This is a genomic window from Xanthomonas sp. NCPPB 1325 (assembly GCF_041477645.2).
GTDB classification, from domain to species: domain Bacteria; phylum Pseudomonadota; class Gammaproteobacteria; order Xanthomonadales; family Xanthomonadaceae; genus Xanthomonas; species Xanthomonas cannabis.
The window spans coordinates 4,564,218-4,580,899 of record NZ_CM192985.1; the positions used below are offsets into that span (position 1 = coordinate 4,564,218).

Below are 16,682 nucleotides of genomic sequence, written 5' to 3' on the forward strand. Positions count from 1 at the left end.
TGACCCATGGCCCACACCACTTCCCCAGACCCGACGCAGCGCCCGGTGCGTCGGGTCGTCATCGCCGGTGGCGGCACCGCCGGCTGGATGGCCGCCGCCGCGCTGTCCAAGCTGCTGGGCCGGCAGTTGCAGATCACCCTGGTGGAATCGGACGAGATCGGCACGGTAGGCGTGGGCGAGGCCACCATCCCCAGCCTGGTCACCTTCCACCGGCTGCTGGAGATCGACGAGGCCACGTTCATGGCCGCCACCCAGGCCACCTTCAAGCTCGGCATCGCCTTCGAACATTGGCGCGACGTGGACAGGCACTACATCCACTCCTTCGGCCATACCGGTACCGATCACTGGAGCGCAGGCTTTCATCATTTCTGGTTGAAGGGCCGCCAGCGTGGCGTGGCGCGCGACTTCGGCGACTACTGCCTGGAATTGCGCGCCACCCAGGAAGGGCGGTTCGCGCATCTGCCCAACGGCGGCATGAACTACGCCTACCACCTGGATGCCGGTCTGTACGCGCGCTTCCTGCGTCGCTTCAGCGAAGGCTTCGGAGTGCAGCGCATCGAAGGACGCATCGGCCAGGTCGAGACCGACCCGCACAGCGGTTTCCTCACCGCGCTGACACTGGACAACGGCAGCCGCGTGGAAGGCGACCTGTTCGTCGATTGCACCGGCTTTGCGGCATTGCTGATCGGCAAGACCCTGGGCGTGGGCAGCGACGATTGGTCGCGTTGGTTGTTTGCCGACAGCGCGCTGGCCGTGCAGACCGAATCGGTAGGCCCGCCGGTGACCTATACGCGGGCGCGGGCCGACCAGGCCGGGTGGATGTGGCGCATTCCGCTGCAGCACCGGGTGGGCAACGGCATCGTGTATTCCAGCCGCTACACCGACCAGGACAGCGCCCGGGCCGTGCTGGAGCGCCACCTGCAGGGACGCGCGCTGACAGAGCCACGCGCACTGCGCTTCACGCCCAACCAGCGCCAGCGCGTGTGGGAGAAGAACTGCGTGGCGTTGGGGCTGGCCAGCGGCTTCCTGGAGCCGATCGAGTCGACCAACATCCATCTGATCCAGCGCGGCATCGTCCGCTTGTTGCAGACCTTTCCGCAGGTCATCAACGCGGTGGACATCGCCGAATACAACCGCCAGGCCGCCGACGAAATTGCGCACATCCGCGATTTCGTGATCCTGCATTACCACGCCACCGAGCGCCGCGACACGCCGTTCTGGCGCGACTGCGCCGCGATGGACATCCCCGACTCGCTGCGTCACCGGATGGAGCTGTTCCGCCAGAGCGGGCGCGTGTTCCACCAGGGCAACGAGTTGTTTGCAGAAAATTCCTGGGTGCAGGTGATGCTGGGCCAGGGCATCGTGCCGCAGCAGCATCACCCGGTGGCCGACCTGATGGGCGATGCGGAGCTGAGCCACTTTCTGGAGAGCATCCGCCAGCGCGTGGACGCGACCGTGGCCGGCCTGCCGCCGCATGCACAGTTCCTGCGTCACCACTGCCCGGCCGTCCCGCTGCCCGACCCTGCCGCACGCACACCGGCCGATGTAGCCGCCATGGCGGCCCCGGCGGGATGAATTTCGCCTCCTGGCGCTGCAACCCTTGGCTTCCAACGCCCCAGCAATGCTAGATTGCGGCACTGCCGTCCATTGCGGGAACAATGGCCGGCGCTCGCCGCAGCAACGTAATCTTTCGCACTCGGGGTAAGGGGGACGCATGTTGGATCTGACACAGGGCCGTATGGCACGCCGGATCGCGCCGGTCATTTTGCTGGTGGGCCTGGCCGCCTGCTCCAAGCAGGAAGACAAGGCCGCCACCACCGCGCCAGCCACCGGCGCCACACCGGCCGCACCGGCTGCGGCAGCAACGCCGGCCACCGCAGTCTCGCCGCAGGTGCAGTCGATGGCCGCCGACCAGTTGCGCGCATCGGCCACCAAGGCGCTGCAGGACAACCGCATGTACGCGCCGGCCGGCGACAACGCGGTGGAGTACTACCTGGCCTTGCGCGAAAAGCAGCCGCAGGACGCCACCGTCAACAGCGCGCTGACCGACCTGCTGCCCTACACGCTGATCGCCGCCGAACAGGGCATCAGCCGCGAGGAATTCCCCGAAGCGCAGCGGCTGATCGCACTGATCGAAAAGGTCGACCCCAAGGCCCCGGCACTGCCGCGCCTGAAGAGCGGCCTGGACACGGCCATGAAGACCGCCGCCAACCGCTCCGAGCAGGATGCCGAGCAGGCCAAGAAGCTGGTCGAGGACAAGGCCAAGCAGGCCGCCGAGCAGAAGCGTCTGGCCGAACAGCAGACCCGCGAAGCCGCCGCTGCCCAGCAGATTGCCGCCCAGCAGGAAGCCGCCCGCCAGCAGACCGCCGACGCCGAGCGCCAGGCCGCTGCGCGCCGTCAGGCCGAGGCCCCGGCACCCGCACCGGCGGCGCCACGTCCGACGCCGGCAGCCGCCGCGGCCGCCGCACCGGCCGCGCAATCGCTGCGTCCGATCAGTACCCCGGCACCGCGCTACCCGCCCGAGGCCCTGCGCGCCGGCACCTCCGGCGAAGTGCTGGTGGAGATCACCGTCGGCACCGACGGCTCGATCACCGCCTCGCGCGTGCTGCGTGCCAACCCGCCGCGCGTGTTCGACCGCGAAGCGCTCAATGCGGTCAAGCGCTGGCGCTTCGAACCGGTGACCGCACCGGTAACCACGCGGCGTACGCTGTCGTTCAACCCGGGCGGTTGATGGCTGGATCGGCGATGACATAGGAAACGCAAAAGCCCGCAGCGATGCGGGCTTTTGCGTTGTGGCGGTGATGCGTTGTGGAGGCTGGTGCACCGACACGCTTAGATGGTTGTGCACCTAGGAGCAGCGGTGGTTGCAAGTGCTGCTGAACCTGCGCGCAAGGCCGTACCTTCATCCGCCCTTTGGGCACCTTCTCCCGACGGGAGAAGGCACATCACCCAGAAATCGCCAGGCGTTCCTGGTGATACCGGCGCACTGCTGCGTACCACAGCACCGCCGCCACCCCGAAACCGGCCAGCAGATACACCGCCCAGGTCTGCGCGTTGATGGTCTCGTGGCGGATCACCTTGAGCAGCATCTGGTTCTGCGCCAGAAACGGCACCGCAAACTGCCATAGCTGGGTCTTCAACGGATACGCCATCAACGCATAACCCGGCAGCATCGGCAGCAGCAACAGCCAGGTCATGTGGGCCTGCGCTTCCTTCATGCTCTTGGCGGCCGCCGCCAGATACGTCAGCAACGAGGTGCCCACAAACAGCATCGGCACCAGGATGAAGAGCATCTGCAACATCGGCACGAAGCCCACGTTGAGCTGGCGTCCCAGATTGGACGAGGACAATTGCGCACTGAGCTTGAAGGCCAGCAAGGTGAGCAACAGCGACACCATGCCGATCACGCAGGCCGCCGCGATCTTGCCGCTGACGATCGCGCTGCGTGGCGCGGGCGTGGCCAGCAACGGCTCAAGCGACTGACGCTCGCGCTCGCCGGCCGTGGCATCCAGGATCAACGAGGCGCCGCCCAGAAACGAAGTGATCACCAGCAAGACCGGCAGCAGCATCGCCATGACCTGACCACGCTTGGCTTCGGCGGTGGCCAGGTCCTGCGCGGCCACGTCCAGCGGCCGGCCCACCTGCGCATCGATACCGCGCGCCAGCAACCGCAATGCACCGACCTGCTGGCTATAAGCACTCAATGCCGCCTGCAGGCGCATGCTCGGCACGTCGGCTTCGCGGCGCGTGCTGTCCTTGATGACCTCCACCAACGCCGGACGGCCTTCGCGCCAGTCCTCGGCGTAGCTGTCGCTGATGCGCAGGGCGACGTCCACATCCTGGTTGCGGATGGCGGCAGTCAGGTCTGCAGGTGCATCCACCGCGTTGAGCCCCTGCGCGGCGAGAAACCGCACCAGGTTGGGGGCGTGTTCGCGACCGAGCGTGGGGATGTCCAGCGGCTTGTCGATCTGGGTGCGCACGCGGCTTTCGCTCAAGGCGCCCATGCCGAGAATCAGGATCGGATACAGCAGGGGCGAGAGCAGCAATGCCAGTGCCAGGGTGCGGCGGTCGCGCGAGATGTCGCGCAGTTCCTTGCGCAGCACCGTCCACAGCGTGGCCATCAGGGTGGTCTTGCTCATGCATGCAGTCCTTCTTCCGAGCCGATCGCCTTGACGAAGGCATCTTCCAGGTTGCTTTCACCGGTGGCAGCGCGCAGTTCGTCGGCGCTGCCGCAGGCCACTACCGTGCCCTTGGCGATGATGACGATGCGATCGCACAGCGCCGCCACCTCCTGCATGATGTGGCTGGAGAAGATCACGCAGCGCCCTTCCGCACGCAGCTGCTGCAGGAAGCCGCGCATGGCGCGGGTGGTCATCACGTCCAGGCCGTTGGTGGGTTCGTCCAGGATCACGTTGCGCGGGTCGTGCACCAGCGCGCGTGCAATGGCGGTCTTGGTGCGTTGGCCCTGACTGAAGCCTTCGGTCTGGCGGTCGAGAATGTCGTCCATGTCCAGCGCGGCGGACAACACCTGCGTACGCTGCGCGATCTGCGTGCGCGACAGGCCATGCAACTCGCCGAAGTAGGCGATGTTTTCGCGGGCGCTCAGCCGTTTGTACACGCCGCGCGCATCCGGCAACACACCGAGCGCACGGCGCACCGCAACCGGGTCGTGCGCGGCGTCCACGCCATCGACGGTGACGCGGCCCTGGTCCGGCGACATCAGCGTGTAGAGCATGCGCAAGGTGGTGGTCTTGCCGGCACCGTTGGGCCCGAGCAGGCCGGTGATCTGCCCATCGGCGGCGCTGAAGCTGACCCCGTCCACCGCGCTCACCAGCCCGGTCTTGGTCTTGAAGGATTTATGCAGGTTCTCGACGACGATCATGCGTGCGCCTCCGTGGCGTGGTCGATGCGGCTCATGGTTCCCATCCGTTGAACGAGGTGAACGCAGGCACGGTGGTGAGGCTGGCCACGCAGGCCGTATCCAGCGCCTTGGCGTCGGTGGTCTGCAGGAACTGGCTCAGCACCTTGGGCATGCACCCCAACCGGAACACGCCGTGCCCCTGCCCTGGCGCGATCACATGGCGGCCATTGGGCAGGCCCTGCAGCACGCGCTGGGCGTAGCGCGGCGGCGTGACCGGATCGAGCTCGCCGGACAGCAGCAGCACCGGCAGCGTCGATTCGAACGGCTTGAAGGCCCCGGCCGGTGCCGGTTTCGACGGCCACACCTTGCATGGCGCGAAGAACATCTCTGCCACGTCGTTACCCAGCAAGGTGGCGTCCTGGTCACGCGGCGCACGATAGCGGCCGGCGTCTTCGCTGCACAACACCGACCATTGCATCGGGCGATTCATCTGGTCGGACATGTCCGACGCACTCATCTGCGCCAGCGCCATCAACGAGGCGTAACGGCCTGCCACCGCCTCGTCCAGCACCAACGGCAGCAACGAGGCGGTTTCCGGTGCGTACGAAAACCCGAACGCCAGCCCCACCACCGTATCGGCGGTCACCTGCTCGTGGCGTAGCGCGCCAGTGCGCGGGTCGCGATAGTCCACCGCCACCGGCGCCTGGCGCAGGCGCTCGACCACCTGCCGCAGCTGGGTGCGCGTGTCGACCGTAAAACGTTTCGCACAGGCCGGCGTGGAGGCGCATTGCCTGGCCTGTAGCGCAATCGCATCGTCGAAGGTGCGTGCAAACTCGCCGCCGATCACCAGATCGTTGGGCGCCACACCATCGAGCACCACGCTGCGGGTGTGCTGTGGGTAGCGCATCGCATACTGCTGCGCCACGCGCGTGCCATACGAACCCCCAACCAGGTTGAGCTGCTGCACGCCCAGGGCGGCGCGCACCGCATCCAGGTCGGCAATGGCCTCGGTGGTGGTGAAGTAGCGCGGATCGGCATCGTTGCGCAGGCCGGCCGCGCACTGCCGCGCGTAGTCGGTGAGCTGGCTCACGCTGGCTGCGGCACCGCCTGGCATCTCCAACGGCGTGCCGGCGGCCGTGCGACATTCCAGCGGATGGGAGCCACCGGTACCGCGCTGATCGACCAGAAAGAGGTCGCGCTGCTTGCGCACCTCACGCAGGCCCATGTCCACGATCGCCGCCACCTGCGTGGCCGACTGCCCGGGCCCGCCGGCAATGAAGAACACCGGGTCCGGCGCGCTGCCGGCGCCAGCATCGCTTTCCAGCCAGGCGATCTTCAAGGCGATGCTGCGCCCGCTCGGCGCGGCTGGATTTTCGGGCACGCGCAGGCTTGCGCATTGCGCTTCGATGTTGCCGGCGGCGCTGCCGGAGCTCAGCGTGCAGGGTGCGAACTGCACGCTGCCATACCGATTGCCCGCCGCATTGCCTGTCTGCGTGCTTGCAGCGCGCGGCTGCGCGGTGCCCGGCGCCACTGCACCGGTCTGCCCGTCGGCAGGCGCGTGTGCGCGCTGACAGCCGCTCGCGAGCATCGCGATCAGCGCTGCCGCCACCACTGTGGATTGCTTGACCATACTCACCCTATCTCCTGGTAGTCCCTGTCCCCTGACGTTGCATGCGCTCATGCGTGACCGCAGCAACTACTGCCCGTCTTCGTAAAGAAAGACGTGCTCGATCGATTCCCCGAACAACCGTGCAATCCGAAACGCCAACGGCAGGCTGGGATCGTACTTGCCGGTTTCCAGCGCATTGATCGTTTGCCGCGACACGCCCAACCGCTCGCCCAGCTCCCCTTGTGACCAGCCATTGGCCTCACGCAATTCGCGTACGCGGCTAATCATGCAAAACGACGTGCATGGATGCCCTTGGTGATGCCGTAGACCGCGCATAGCAGCGGGAACACCCATAGCATCGCCGCGCTCGCGGGCACGTCGATCAGCCGGGCGGCCTGCAAAAACCCGGCGGTCATGTACGCACCGCTGACCAGGCCGGCGGCAATGGCGATCGCTTCCAGCTCGATACGACGTTGCATCTCGTCCGAATCACGCACGTAACGCGCCACCGCGCGGATCACCAGCATGACCAGCACCGCCGGCAGCAAGGCGATCAGCACCCGCGCCCAGTCCGGATTCACCTGTGCAAGCAGATAACGCCAGAACAGCATCACCACCACGTACAACGCCATCGGCACGCCGAATTCGCGACGATAGCGGCGCGCCAACACCGGGCGGGTGCTGTCGCGCATATCGCCGCGTGCCAGCCACAGCGGCAAGGACAGCAGGATGCACGATCCACCGATGCCGGCGCTGAGCCCGGCAAGGTAACTGCTCAACGGCAACACCTGCCACAGACCAAGCAGCCCGACGCCGAGCAGGGCCAGTCCCAGGCAGAACACGCGCAGCGCAGTGCGTTTGCAGCGGGTCATGCGCATGGCCTCTGCACCATCGTCGCCCGCCACGGCAGGCCATCGCACGCGCGCATGCCAGCAGCCGTCCGAGCCAGTGCGGGCAACGCGTGGTGTCGCAGGCATTCCATGTGCGCGTGCTGCCGCTGCATCCCGTTCACCCTGTCAAGTACGCTTGACAGGCACGATGCGCCTGCTGGATTCGCCTGTCAAGCACCCTTTACACCCTAAACCGGGCGCATCCGTTCCGCAGCCGCTGCTCGCGGGAACGTGTTGCGCGTAACTGCAGCGCAACGCCCCACCTGCGTTAGGCTGCATGCCCAACCTTCAACGGAAGCGACGATGCGGTTACCTGTTTTGTTGGTGGCGATCCTGGGCTGCGTGGCGACCTCTGCACTGGCGCAGGGCACCGCGCCGCGCACGATCCAGCTGGATCTGGCCACGGCCGGCGCGCCGTTGGACCGTTTCTATGACCTGTCGGTTGGCTCGGATTTCCCCGGCACGCTGATCCGCAGCGACACCCAGGCGCATCTGGTGCCGGCGGTGCAGGAGCTGGGCTTTCGCTACATCCGCTTCCACGATGTCTTCCATGACGCGCTCGGCACGGTGAAGGAGATCGACGGCAAGCTCGTCTACGACTGGACCAAGCTGGACCAGCTCTACGACGCGCTGCTGGCCAAGCGCATCCGCCCGTTCGTCGAACTGGGCTTCACCCCGAGCGCGATGAAGACCTCCGAGCAGACGTTGTTCTACTGGAAGGGCAATACCTCGCATCCGGACCCCGCCAAGTGGACGCAGTTGATCGATGCGTATGTGCGCCACATCCGTGCACGCTATGGTGCCGATGAAGTGCGCCAGTGGTACTTCGAGGTGTGGAACGAACCCAACCTCAAGGACTTCTGGGAAAACGCCGATCAGCAGGCCTATTTCGACCTGTATGCCAACACCGCACGCACGATCAAGGCGATCGACCCGCAGCTGCGCGTCGGCGGCCCGTCCACCGCCGGTGCGGACTGGGTGCCGGAGCTGTTGGCCTTCGTGGCAAAAAACAAGCTGCCAATCGATTTCGTGACCACGCATACCTACGGCGTGGACGGCGGCTTTCTGGATGAAGACGGCAAGCAGGACGTCAAACTGTCTGCATCCCCGGATGCCATCGTTGGCGATGTGCGCCGCGTCCACGCACAGATCAAGGCATCGCCGTATCCCGACTTGCCGCTGTACTTCACCGAGTGGAGCAGCAGCTACACGCCACGCGATTACGTGCACGACAGCTACATCAACGCGCCCTACATCCTGACCAAGCTCAAGCAGGTCAAGGGCCTGGTGCAGGGCATGAGCTACTGGACCTATACCGATCTGTTCGAAGAACCCGGCCCGCCGCCCACGCCGTTTCATGGTGGGTTCGGGCTGATGAATCGTGAAGGCATCCGCAAGCCGGCCTGGTTCGCCTACAAGTACTTGAATGCGCTCAAGGGCCGCGAGATTCCGCTTGCCGATGCACATGCCTTGGCCGCGGTGGACGGCAAGCGTCTCGCTGCGTTGGTGTGGGATTGGCAGCAGCCGGTGCAGGCGGTGAGCAATACGCCGTTTTATACCAAGCAGGTGTTAGCCACCGACAGCGCACCGCTGCGCCTGCGCGTGACGCATGTGCCTGCCGGCAACTACACCTTGCAGGTGCGCAAGACCGGCTACCGGCGCAACGATCCGCTGTCGCTGTACATCGACATGGGCCTGCCCAAGGCGTTGAACGCCAAGCAGCTGACCCAGCTGCAGCAGGCCACGCGCGATGTGCCCGAACAGGACAAGCCCGTGCGCGTGGGGGCCGATGGCGTGCTGGACGTCAGCGTACCGATGCGCAGCAACGACATAGTGCTGGTGACGTTGGAACCGCGCTGAGCATCAGGCACAGCGGCGACCGGCAACCGCACGCAATGTGTCCACCGCAGCTGCGCGGTGATGCGTTGCGATTGGACATAGCGCCGCGGCCGACACGCCCGGCGCCACAGGGTCACTGCACTCTGACCACCTCAAACAATCACTTCAGATACGTCTTGAGGATGGCCGCGACGTCGTCGACGGCCTGTTCGCGGTCGCCCGGTGCGTCCGGCGCAGCCACGTGATGCTTCAGGTGCTCACTGAGCAGCTCGACCATCAAGCCCTGCGCCGCGCCGCGGAACGCGGCCACCTGGGTCAGCAACGCGGTGCACTCCACGTCCTGCGCCAGGGCTTTTTCCAGCCCTTCCACCTGCCCGCGGATCCTGCGCACGCGTGCGAGCAGCTTGGATTTGTCGTGATTCAGATGTGCCACTGGCTATACCCCATGGGGGTATCTGAGATACCCTGCGGGGGTATCGTAGCCAGAGCCCCTGCCGATGTCGATCACGCACGTCGCACCTCACTGCGCGCAGTCGCACAGCTTTGCCAGCGCCAACCCGCTGGCCGAGCGCAGCACCCGCAAGGCCGTCGTCCTGACCGTCGTCATGATGGTGGTGGAGATCGTGGGCGGCTGGGCGCTCAATTCGATGGCCCTGCTCGCCGATGGCTGGCATATGAGCTCGCATGCGCTTGCGCTGGGCCTGGCATTGTTTGCCTACCGGTTCGCGCGCCGCCATGCCGGCAGTGCGCGCTTCACCTTCGGCACCTGGAAGGTGGAGGTGCTGGGCGGCTACAGCAGCGCGATGCTGCTGCTGGGCGTGGCCGGCCTGATGGCCTTCCAGTCGGTGGAGCGGCTGTTCTCGCCCCAGCCCATCCACTACCAGGAAGCCACCGTCATCGCGGTGATCGGCCTGCTGGTCAATCTGGTCTGCGCCTGGTGGTTGCGCGATTCGCACGGCCACGCCCATGGGCATGATCATGGTCACGGGCATGAGCACGCACACCATGGTCATGATCATCGCCATGAAGGCCATGCCGATCTGAACCTGCGTGCGGCCTATCTGCACGTGGTGGCCGATGCGGCCACGTCGGTGCTGGCCATCGTGGCCCTGGTGGCCGGCATGCAGTGGGGCGTCAGGTGGCTGGACCCCATCATGGGCATCGTCGGCGCGGTGCTGGTGACTGTCTGGGCGTGGGGTCTGCTGCGCAGTACCGGCCGGGTGCTGCTGGACGCGGAAATGGATGCGCCGGTGGTGGCGGAAGTGAAGCAGGTCATCGCCGAACTGCCGCATGCCATCGACATCACTGACCTGCATGTCTGGCGCGTCGGCAGCGAGCGCTACGCCTGCATGCTGAGCCTGGTGACGGCGGCACCGATCGATGCAGACCAGGTGCGCACGGCGCTGCAGGTTCACCAGGAGCTGGTGCACGTCACCGTCGAGTTGCGGTGCCCGGCGCAGCTCGTTGCTTCGTCATAAGGCCACAGGACTTCCGGGTGGCGCGGGGCAGGCGCCAGTCACCACGCCAGGCGACAGCGCCAATGTGTGGAAGCTGACGCCTGTGCTCAGGTTTTCGGCGGCGTGGAGCTGACGTACTTTTCGCGACGGATCTGCGCATTCGGCAGACCGGCGGTCTTGAGGGCCTCGGCGCAGCTGTCCACCATGTCCGGGTTGCCGCACAGATAGGCAATATCGGTCTGCGCATCGGGGGCTACTTCGGCCAGATGCTGCTGCACATAGCCATGCCGCACATCGGCATGCGGCTGGGCGGGCAACTCGCGCGAGAAGCACGGCACATAGCGGAACTGCGGATGCGCGTCGGCGAACGCGCGGAAATCGTCGCCGTACAGCAGCTCGGCCGGCGTGCGCGCGCCCTGCAGCAGCACCACCTGCACGCCGCGGGTGGCCATCGCCTCGGCCAACAACGGCAGCATCGAGCGGTACGGGGTGACACCGGTGCCGGTGGCGATCAGCACATAGCGCTGGTTGTGGTCGCCCGGCTGGAGGCAGAAACGCCCATACGGGCCGCTGGCCTGCAGCTGGTCGCCGATCTGCAGGCCTTCGAACAGGGCCGTGGCCGAGCCGCCGGGCACGAAGCTCACCGCGATATCCACCGCCTCGCCCGGCCCCAGCGCATGGTCGTGGATGGTCGCCAGCGAATAGCTGCGCTTGGTTGCGGTGCCGTCGACGTTGTCGAAGTGGATCTGGATGAACTGCCCGGGCTGGAAATCCAGCGGCTGCCCGTCGTCACGCAGAAACTGGCAGTGGGCCACGGTGGGCGCAATCATGCGCCGGTCGACAAGCTTGAGGGGGAATTGAACGGGCACGAACGTATTTGGGACAGTCTGTGATCGGGGCGATCCCCCGCGGGCTTCTATAATAACGGGCTGCAACTCGCTGCGCCGTCACCCTGGCGCGAAGGACCCGGCTTGAATTCCCCATCTTCCAATGCGCCTGCCCTGCGCGTGTGCGATCTGCGCAAGACCTACGACAACGGCACCCAGGCGCTCAAGGGCGTGTCGCTGGACGTGGCACCGGGCGATTTCTTCGCCCTGCTCGGCCCCAACGGCGCCGGTAAATCCACCCTGATCGGCATCATCAGCTCGCTGGTGAACCTGTCCGGCGGGCAGGTGGAAGTGTTCGGCACCGACCTGGTCGCCCATCGCAGCGAAGCGATGCGCCTGATCGGCCTGGTGCCGCAGGAAATCAACTTCAACCTGTTCGAAAAGCCGTTCGACATCCTGGTCAACTACGCCGGTTTCTACGGCATGCCGCGCAGCGAGGCCGAGGCGCTGGCCGAAGTGGAGCTGCGCCGCGCGCATCTGTGGGAAAAGGCCCAGGTGATGAGCCGCACGCTCTCCGGCGGCATGAAGCGCCGGCTGATGATCGCCCGCGCCATGATGACCCAACCGCGCCTGCTGATCCTGGATGAGCCCACCGCTGGTGTGGACATCGAGATCCGCCGTGACATGTGGCGCGTGCTCAAGGACATCAACGCGGCCGGCACCACGATCATCCTGACCACGCATTACCTGGAAGAAGCCGAGCACCTGTGCCGCAACCTGGCCATCATCAACCACGGCCAGATCGTCACCCAGGGGCCGATGCGCGAGCTGCTGGCCAAGCTCGACGTGGAAGGCTTCCTGTTCGATATCGACGGTGACCTGCCCGCACAGCTGCCGGCGATCGAAGGCACCACGCTCACCGCCATCGACGGCCATACGCTGGATCTGGACATGCCGCGCGCGATGGACCTCAACCGCGTGTTCGCCGCGCTGGGCGATGCCGGCATCCGGGTGCGCTCGATGCGCACCAAGAGCAACCGGCTGGAAGAATTGTTCGTTCGCCTGACCGGGCCCGGCGAGACCCTCGCCGCCCCGGCCCCTGCCGCAGCGGCGCCCTCGCGCCCGGCAGGTCACCCATGAGTCCCTCGGAGCCGTCGATGTCCGCCACGCCTGCCACACACCGCCAACGCAACTGGATTGCGCTGGGCACCATCGTGCGCCGCGAAGTGCAGCGCATCCTGCGCATCTGGGGCCAGACCCTGGTGCCGCCGGCCATCACCATGACGCTGTACTTCTTGATCTTCGGCGGGCTGATCGGCTCGCGCGTTGGCGACATGGGCGGCTACAGCTACATGCAGTTCATCGTGCCGGGCCTGGTGATGATGAGCGTGATCCAGAACAGCTACGGCAACATTTCCTCAAGCTTCTTCGGCGCCAAGTTCGGCCGTCATGTGGAAGAACTGCTGGTCAGCCCGATGCCCAACTGGGTGATCCTGTGGGGCTATGTCTCCGGCGCGGTGTTGCGTGGGGTTATGGTCGGGGCGATCGTGCTGATCATCGCGATGTTCTTCACCCCGGTGCGCATCCCGCATCCCTTCGTCACGCTGACCACGGTGCTGCTGGGCGCGACCATCTTCTCGCTGGCCGGCTTCGTCAACGCGGTCTACGCCAAGAAGTTCGATGACGTGGCGATCGTGCCCACCTTCATCCTGACCCCGCTGACCTACCTGGGCGGCGTGTTCTATTCAGTCAAATTGCTGCCCGGCTGGGCCGAAGCGGCCACCCACGCCAACCCGATCTTCTACATGGTCAACGCCTTCCGCTACGGCCTGCTCGGCAGCTCGGACGTGCCGATCTGGGTCGCCTACGCGCTGATGCTGGGCTTTGTCGCGGTGCTCAGCGCGCTGGCGCTGTGGCTGCTGCGGCGCGGTGTGGGGTTGCGGAGCTGATGGCCATGCGCATTCTGATCCTCGGAGCCGGCGGCACCGGCGGTTATTTCGGCGGGCGCCTGGCCCAGGGCGGTGTCGATGTCACCTTCCTGGTGCGCGATGCGCGCGCCGCGCAGCTGCAGGCCGAAGGCCTGCGCATTCGCAGCCCGCTGGGCGATGCGCAGCTGCCGGTGGCGCACGTCACCGCGCAGGACTTGCCGGCCCTGGTGGCGCAGCGGCCGTTCGATCTGGTGATCCTCAGCTGCAAGGCCTATGACCTGGACAGCGCGATCGAGGCGATTGCCCCGGCGGTGGGCGAGCACACCACGGTATTGCCCATCCTCAACGGCCTGCGGCATTACGCGGCGCTGGACGAACGCTTCGGCGCGGCGCGGGTGCTGGGCGGGCTGTGCTTCATCAGCGCCACCAAGGGCGAGCATGGCGAGATCCTGCACCTGGGCAAGCCGGCGTCGCTGACCTTCGGCGAGCGCGATGGCAGCGCGGAGTCTGCGCGCGTGCAGGCGTTTGCGGCCGCGTGCACGCAGGCGGGTATCGACCATGTGGCCAGCGTGCAGATCGCGCAGGAGCAATGGATCAAGTACAGCTTCCTCACCGCGCTGGCGGCGGCCACCTGCCTGATGCGCGCCCCGGTCGGGGCGATCGTGGCCACCGACGATGGACGCGCCTTGATCAACGGCCTGTACAACGAATGCCTGTGGGCCGCCGACGCGGCCGGGCAGTCGATTCCCGAAGCTGCGCGCGCCAAGGCGCTGCAGACCCTGTTGCAGGTGGATTCGCCCTTGAAGGCCTCGATGCTGCGCGACCTGGAAGCTGGCCAGGACGTGGAAGCGGCGCAGATCGTCGGCGACATGCTCAAGCGCGTGCGCGAGACCGGTCGCAATGCGCCGCTGCTGATGGCCGCCAACGTGCATCTGCAGGCGTATCAGGTGTTACGGCATGGTTGATGGTTGAGGGCCGGTGACTGTGCTGGGCCTGTGAGCTGTCTCCCCCATCCGCCCTTCGGGCACCTTCCCCCGCAGGCGGGAGAAGGGAAAGGTCATCAGCGCTGCAGCAGTGGACGTATCACTTGCCCCCTGCACCTAGCCCTGCACCTAGCCCTGCACCTAGCCCTGCACCTAGCCGTTCCCTTCTCCCGCCTGCGGGAGAAGGTGGCGCGAAGCGCCGGATGAGGGCACTCCGGATGAAGCCGGCCAATTGGGCGCAGCCTTCGCGCCTGTGCACGCGCGGCCTGTCATGAAACTGCTCAGCCACCTGTACTGGCGACTTCGCAATCCTGTCGGTCATCGTTCGGCGCCATGCTCAGGCGCGTGCGCGAAAACGATCACAACGCGCCGCTACTGATGGCCACCAACGTGCATCTGCAGGCGTATCAAGTTGTGCGGCATGGTTGATGGTTGAGGGCCGGTGACTGTGCTGGGCCTGCGAGCTGCCTCCCCCATCCGCCCTTCGGGCACCTTCCCCCGCAGGCGGGAGAAGGGAAAGGTCATCAGCGCTGCAGCAGTGGACGTATCACTTGCCCCCTGCACCTAGCCCTGCACCTAGCCGTTCCCTTCTCCCGCCCGCGGGAGAAGGTGGCGCGAAGCGCCGGATGAGGGCACTCCGGATGAAGCCGGCCAATTGGGCGCAGCCTTCGTGCCGGTGCACGCGCGGCCTGTCATGAAACTGCTCAGCCACCTGTACTGGCCACGTCGCAATCCTGTCGGTCATCGTTCGGCGACATGCTCAGGCGCGTGCGCGAAAACGATCGCAACGCGCCGCTACTGATGGCCACCAATGTGCATCTGCAGCCGTATAAGGTGGTCCGGCATGGTTGATGGTTGAGGGCCAGTGACTGTGCAGGGCCTGCGAGCTGCCTCCCCCATCCGCCCTTCGGGCACCTTCCCCCGCAGGCGGGAGAAGGGAAAGGTCATCAGCGCTGCAGCAGTGGACGTATCACTTGCCCCCCGCACCTAGCCCTGCACCTAGCCCTGCACCTAGCCCTGCACCTAGCCGTTCCCTTCTCCCGCCTGCGGGAGAAGGTGGCGCGAAGCGCCGGATGAGGGCACTCCGGATGAAGCCGGCCAATTGGGCGCAGCCTTCGCGCGGCCGCGACGTCAGGCCCACGATGCTCTGCATCCCTTCCCTGTCGCGCCTGCCATGAAACTGCTCAGCCACCTGTTCCGTGCCGGTCACTTCGTGATCCTGGCGTTCTTCGTGCTGTGCGCGGCGGGCCTGGTGACCATGGCCGGGCTGGAGTTGTGGCATGGCTTTACCCCCGGCGGCGACATGGTGGTGCGCGACCGCTTCAATGTCGTGCTGGAAGCGGTCGGCCTGCTGACGGTGGCGCTGGTGACGCTGGAACTGGGGCAGACCATCTTCGAAGAAGAGATCCTGCGCGACGTCAAGGTCAGCGGGCCCACGCGCGTACGGCGTTACCTGTCGCGTTTCTTCGTGGTGATCGTGATCGCGCTGGCAATCGAGACGCTGGTGTCCATCTTCGAGCTGATGCACGCCGACCCGGCCAAGCTGCCATACGCCGCAGCGGTTGGCTCATGCGCGGCCTTGCTGCTAATCGCCTGGGGCGTGTTCGTCAAACTCAATCGCAGCGCCGAAGAACTGGAACCGGAAGCGATGGAAGAGACCAAGCGCGAGGATCGCGAAGTGCAGGAGTAAGCGCGGCTGGCCGATCGTTGCGGGCGGTCGCCAGAAGACACACGCACGTTGCGATGCAAACGCAGCGGACGTGCGGCACTCATCGGTTCCGGCATTGCCGGCGCTTCTCAGGAGGCCGCGCAGTCGTCTAGTCGGCCGCGTTGCCCGGTCATTCCGCGGCCGACGGCAGCGGCGGTACCGACGTCGGCTTGCCGTCGGCATCCAGCGCAATCATCACGAAGTGCCCGCGCGTGCACAGTTCGCGTGCGCCGCTGAGCAGGTCTTCGGCGATCAGTTCCACTTCCACCTTGATCGAGCTACGCCCCACCGACACCACGCGCGCTATGGTTTCCACCATCTGACCCTGACGGATCGGCAACTTGAAATCCACCTGGTCCGAGCGCGCGGTCACCACAGCGCGCCGCGCATAGCGCGAGGCCGCCAGGAATGCGGCCTTGTCCATCCACGCCAATGCCTGGCCACCGAACAGCGTGCCCATATGGTTGGTATGGTTGGGGAACACGATCTCGGCCATGCGTGCTTCGATCGGCGGGTGGGTCTGCGAGCTGTCTGACATGGTGATGATCCGTTGGGAAAGCGCTGGTGGCCGATGCCGTGC

16 protein-coding genes and 2 pseudogenes are annotated in these 16,682 nt (G+C 66.2%); 10 read left to right on the forward strand and 8 right to left on the reverse strand.

The annotated features are described in order from the left end of the window. Positions 1-6 precede the first annotated feature (6 nt). Both ACCQ10_RS19410 and ACCQ10_RS19415 read left to right on the forward strand, forming a co-directional pair. Entirely contained in the window at positions 7-1,575 is a 1,569-nt protein-coding gene (locus ACCQ10_RS19410; RefSeq protein ID WP_372361625.1) for a tryptophan halogenase family protein, read from the forward strand. A gap of 139 nt (positions 1,576-1,714) precedes the next feature. Beyond that, positions 1,715-2,731 carry an energy transducer TonB gene (locus tag ACCQ10_RS19415; RefSeq protein ID WP_039406373.1) on the forward strand — a complete coding sequence of 339 codons (1,017 nt, stop codon included), beginning with the start codon at positions 1,715-1,717 and terminating at the stop codon, positions 2,729-2,731. A gap of 214 nt (positions 2,732-2,945) precedes the next feature. Here ACCQ10_RS19415 and ACCQ10_RS19420 read toward each other — a convergent pair whose 3' ends face one another. From ACCQ10_RS19420 to ACCQ10_RS19440, 5 genes are read right to left on the reverse strand one after another with little or no spacing between them, the layout of a single operon-like run. Then, positions 2,946-4,139 (reverse strand): ABC transporter permease, encoded by a 1,194-nt coding sequence (locus ACCQ10_RS19420; RefSeq protein ID WP_372361626.1) that lies wholly within the window; start codon positions 4,137-4,139, stop codon positions 2,946-2,948. Next, entirely contained in the window at positions 4,136-4,882 is a 747-nt protein-coding gene (locus ACCQ10_RS19425) for an ABC transporter ATP-binding protein (protein WP_039406377.1), read from the reverse strand. The genes ACCQ10_RS19420 and ACCQ10_RS19425 overlap by 4 nt, the downstream gene beginning before the upstream one ends. 31 nt (positions 4,883-4,913) lie before the next feature. Continuing rightward, on the reverse strand, positions 4,914-6,497 hold the full coding sequence (locus ACCQ10_RS19430) for an alpha/beta hydrolase (protein WP_372361627.1): 1,584 nt from the start codon (positions 6,495-6,497) through the stop codon (positions 4,914-4,916). Positions 6,498-6,557: 60 nt separating this feature from the next. Further along, positions 6,558-6,758 carry a helix-turn-helix transcriptional regulator gene (locus ACCQ10_RS19435; protein WP_039406380.1) on the reverse strand — a complete coding sequence of 67 codons (201 nt, stop codon included), beginning with the start codon at positions 6,756-6,758 and terminating at the stop codon, positions 6,558-6,560. Next, entirely contained in the window at positions 6,755-7,342 is a 588-nt protein-coding gene (locus tag ACCQ10_RS19440; protein ID WP_372361628.1) for a hypothetical protein, read from the reverse strand. The genes ACCQ10_RS19435 and ACCQ10_RS19440 overlap by 4 nt, the downstream gene beginning before the upstream one ends. A gap of 321 nt (positions 7,343-7,663) precedes the next feature. On the opposite strand from ACCQ10_RS19440, the gene ACCQ10_RS19445 reads away from it, so the two are divergent. Next, positions 7,664-9,220, forward strand: coding sequence for a GH39 family glycosyl hydrolase (locus tag ACCQ10_RS19445; RefSeq protein ID WP_372361629.1), 1,557 nt, complete (start codon positions 7,664-7,666; stop codon positions 9,218-9,220). Between the two features lie 139 nt (positions 9,221-9,359). Here the strand turns inward: ACCQ10_RS19445 and ACCQ10_RS19450 are convergent, their stop codons facing one another. Next, positions 9,360-9,632 carry a metal-sensing transcriptional repressor gene (locus ACCQ10_RS19450; RefSeq protein WP_166752577.1) on the reverse strand — a complete coding sequence of 91 codons (273 nt, stop codon included), beginning with the start codon at positions 9,630-9,632 and terminating at the stop codon, positions 9,360-9,362. Between the two features lie 64 nt (positions 9,633-9,696). Here ACCQ10_RS19450 and dmeF point away from each other — a divergent pair, with 64 nt between their 5' ends. Beyond that, positions 9,697-10,677: a CDF family Co(II)/Ni(II) efflux transporter DmeF gene (gene dmeF, locus ACCQ10_RS19455; protein WP_372361630.1), complete on the forward strand. Its 981-nt coding sequence runs from the start codon at positions 9,697-9,699 to the stop codon at positions 10,675-10,677. 86 nt (positions 10,678-10,763) lie between these two features. Here dmeF and ACCQ10_RS19460 read toward each other — a convergent pair whose 3' ends face one another. Next, the gene (locus ACCQ10_RS19460) at positions 10,764-11,591 is read right to left on the reverse strand and encodes a ferredoxin--NADP reductase (RefSeq protein ID WP_184375628.1); all 828 of its coding nucleotides are present in this window, start codon (positions 11,589-11,591) and stop codon (positions 10,764-10,766) included. A 36-nt stretch (positions 11,592-11,627) separates the two neighbouring features. Here ACCQ10_RS19460 and ACCQ10_RS19465 point away from each other — a divergent pair, with 36 nt between their 5' ends. The 6 genes and pseudogenes from ACCQ10_RS19465 (at position 11,628) to ACCQ10_RS19490 (ending at position 16,084) form a co-directional block, all read left to right on the forward strand. After that, on the forward strand, positions 11,628-12,623 hold the full coding sequence (locus ACCQ10_RS19465; RefSeq protein WP_039406390.1) for an ABC transporter ATP-binding protein: 996 nt from the start codon (positions 11,628-11,630) through the stop codon (positions 12,621-12,623). Next, entirely contained in the window at positions 12,620-13,432 is an 813-nt protein-coding gene (locus tag ACCQ10_RS19470) for an ABC transporter permease (RefSeq protein ID WP_372361631.1), read from the forward strand. The genes ACCQ10_RS19465 and ACCQ10_RS19470 overlap by 4 nt, the downstream gene beginning before the upstream one ends. Then, entirely contained in the window at positions 13,432-14,376 is a 945-nt protein-coding gene (gene panE, locus ACCQ10_RS19475) for a 2-dehydropantoate 2-reductase (protein ID WP_372361632.1), read from the forward strand. Before ACCQ10_RS19470 ends, panE begins: the two co-directional genes overlap by 1 nt. Before the next feature lie 345 nt (positions 14,377-14,721). After that, positions 14,722-14,823: pseudogene (locus ACCQ10_RS19480) on the forward strand (oxidoreductase); the annotation flags it as partial. A gap of 318 nt (positions 14,824-15,141) precedes the next feature. After that, a pseudogene (locus tag ACCQ10_RS19485) lies at positions 15,142-15,246 on the forward strand (oxidoreductase); the annotation flags it as partial. Between the two features lie 322 nt (positions 15,247-15,568). Next, on the forward strand, positions 15,569-16,084 hold the full coding sequence (locus ACCQ10_RS19490; protein WP_010369841.1) for a hypothetical protein: 516 nt from the start codon (positions 15,569-15,571) through the stop codon (positions 16,082-16,084). Between the two features lie 148 nt (positions 16,085-16,232). Here ACCQ10_RS19490 and ACCQ10_RS19495 read toward each other — a convergent pair whose 3' ends face one another. Then, positions 16,233-16,640 carry an acyl-CoA thioesterase gene (locus tag ACCQ10_RS19495; protein WP_039406396.1) on the reverse strand — a complete coding sequence of 136 codons (408 nt, stop codon included), beginning with the start codon at positions 16,638-16,640 and terminating at the stop codon, positions 16,233-16,235. Between the last annotated feature and the right edge of the window lie 42 nt (positions 16,641-16,682).

What these genes read in the sequence shown, in the direction of transcription:
- ACCQ10_RS19410 (WP_372361625.1), top strand. Translation starts at nt 7, where the DNA reads ATGGCCCACACCACTTCCCCAGACCCGACGCAGCGCCCGGTGCGTCGG.
- ACCQ10_RS19415 (WP_039406373.1), top strand. Translation starts at nt 1,715, where the DNA reads ATGTTGGATCTGACACAGGGCCGTATGGCACGCCGGATCGCGCCGGTC.
- ACCQ10_RS19420 (WP_372361626.1), bottom strand. Translation starts at nt 4,139, where the DNA reads ATGAGCAAGACCACCCTGATGGCCACGCTGTGGACGGTGCTGCGCAAG.
- ACCQ10_RS19425 (WP_039406377.1), bottom strand. Translation starts at nt 4,882, where the DNA reads ATGATCGTCGTCGAGAACCTGCATAAATCCTTCAAGACCAAGACCGGG.
- ACCQ10_RS19435 (WP_039406380.1), bottom strand. Translation starts at nt 6,758, where the DNA reads ATGATTAGCCGCGTACGCGAATTGCGTGAGGCCAATGGCTGGTCACAA.
- ACCQ10_RS19440 (WP_372361628.1), bottom strand. Translation starts at nt 7,342, where the DNA reads ATGACCCGCTGCAAACGCACTGCGCTGCGCGTGTTCTGCCTGGGACTG.
- ACCQ10_RS19445 (WP_372361629.1), top strand. Translation starts at nt 7,664, where the DNA reads ATGCGGTTACCTGTTTTGTTGGTGGCGATCCTGGGCTGCGTGGCGACC.
- dmeF (WP_372361630.1), top strand. Translation starts at nt 9,697, where the DNA reads ATGTCGATCACGCACGTCGCACCTCACTGCGCGCAGTCGCACAGCTTT.
- ACCQ10_RS19470 (WP_372361631.1), top strand. Translation starts at nt 12,620, where the DNA reads ATGAGTCCCTCGGAGCCGTCGATGTCCGCCACGCCTGCCACACACCGC.
- panE (WP_372361632.1), top strand. Translation starts at nt 13,432, where the DNA reads ATGGCCATGCGCATTCTGATCCTCGGAGCCGGCGGCACCGGCGGTTAT.
- ACCQ10_RS19490 (WP_010369841.1), top strand. Translation starts at nt 15,569, where the DNA reads ATGAAACTGCTCAGCCACCTGTTCCGTGCCGGTCACTTCGTGATCCTG.
- ACCQ10_RS19495 (WP_039406396.1), bottom strand. Translation starts at nt 16,640, where the DNA reads ATGTCAGACAGCTCGCAGACCCACCCGCCGATCGAAGCACGCATGGCC.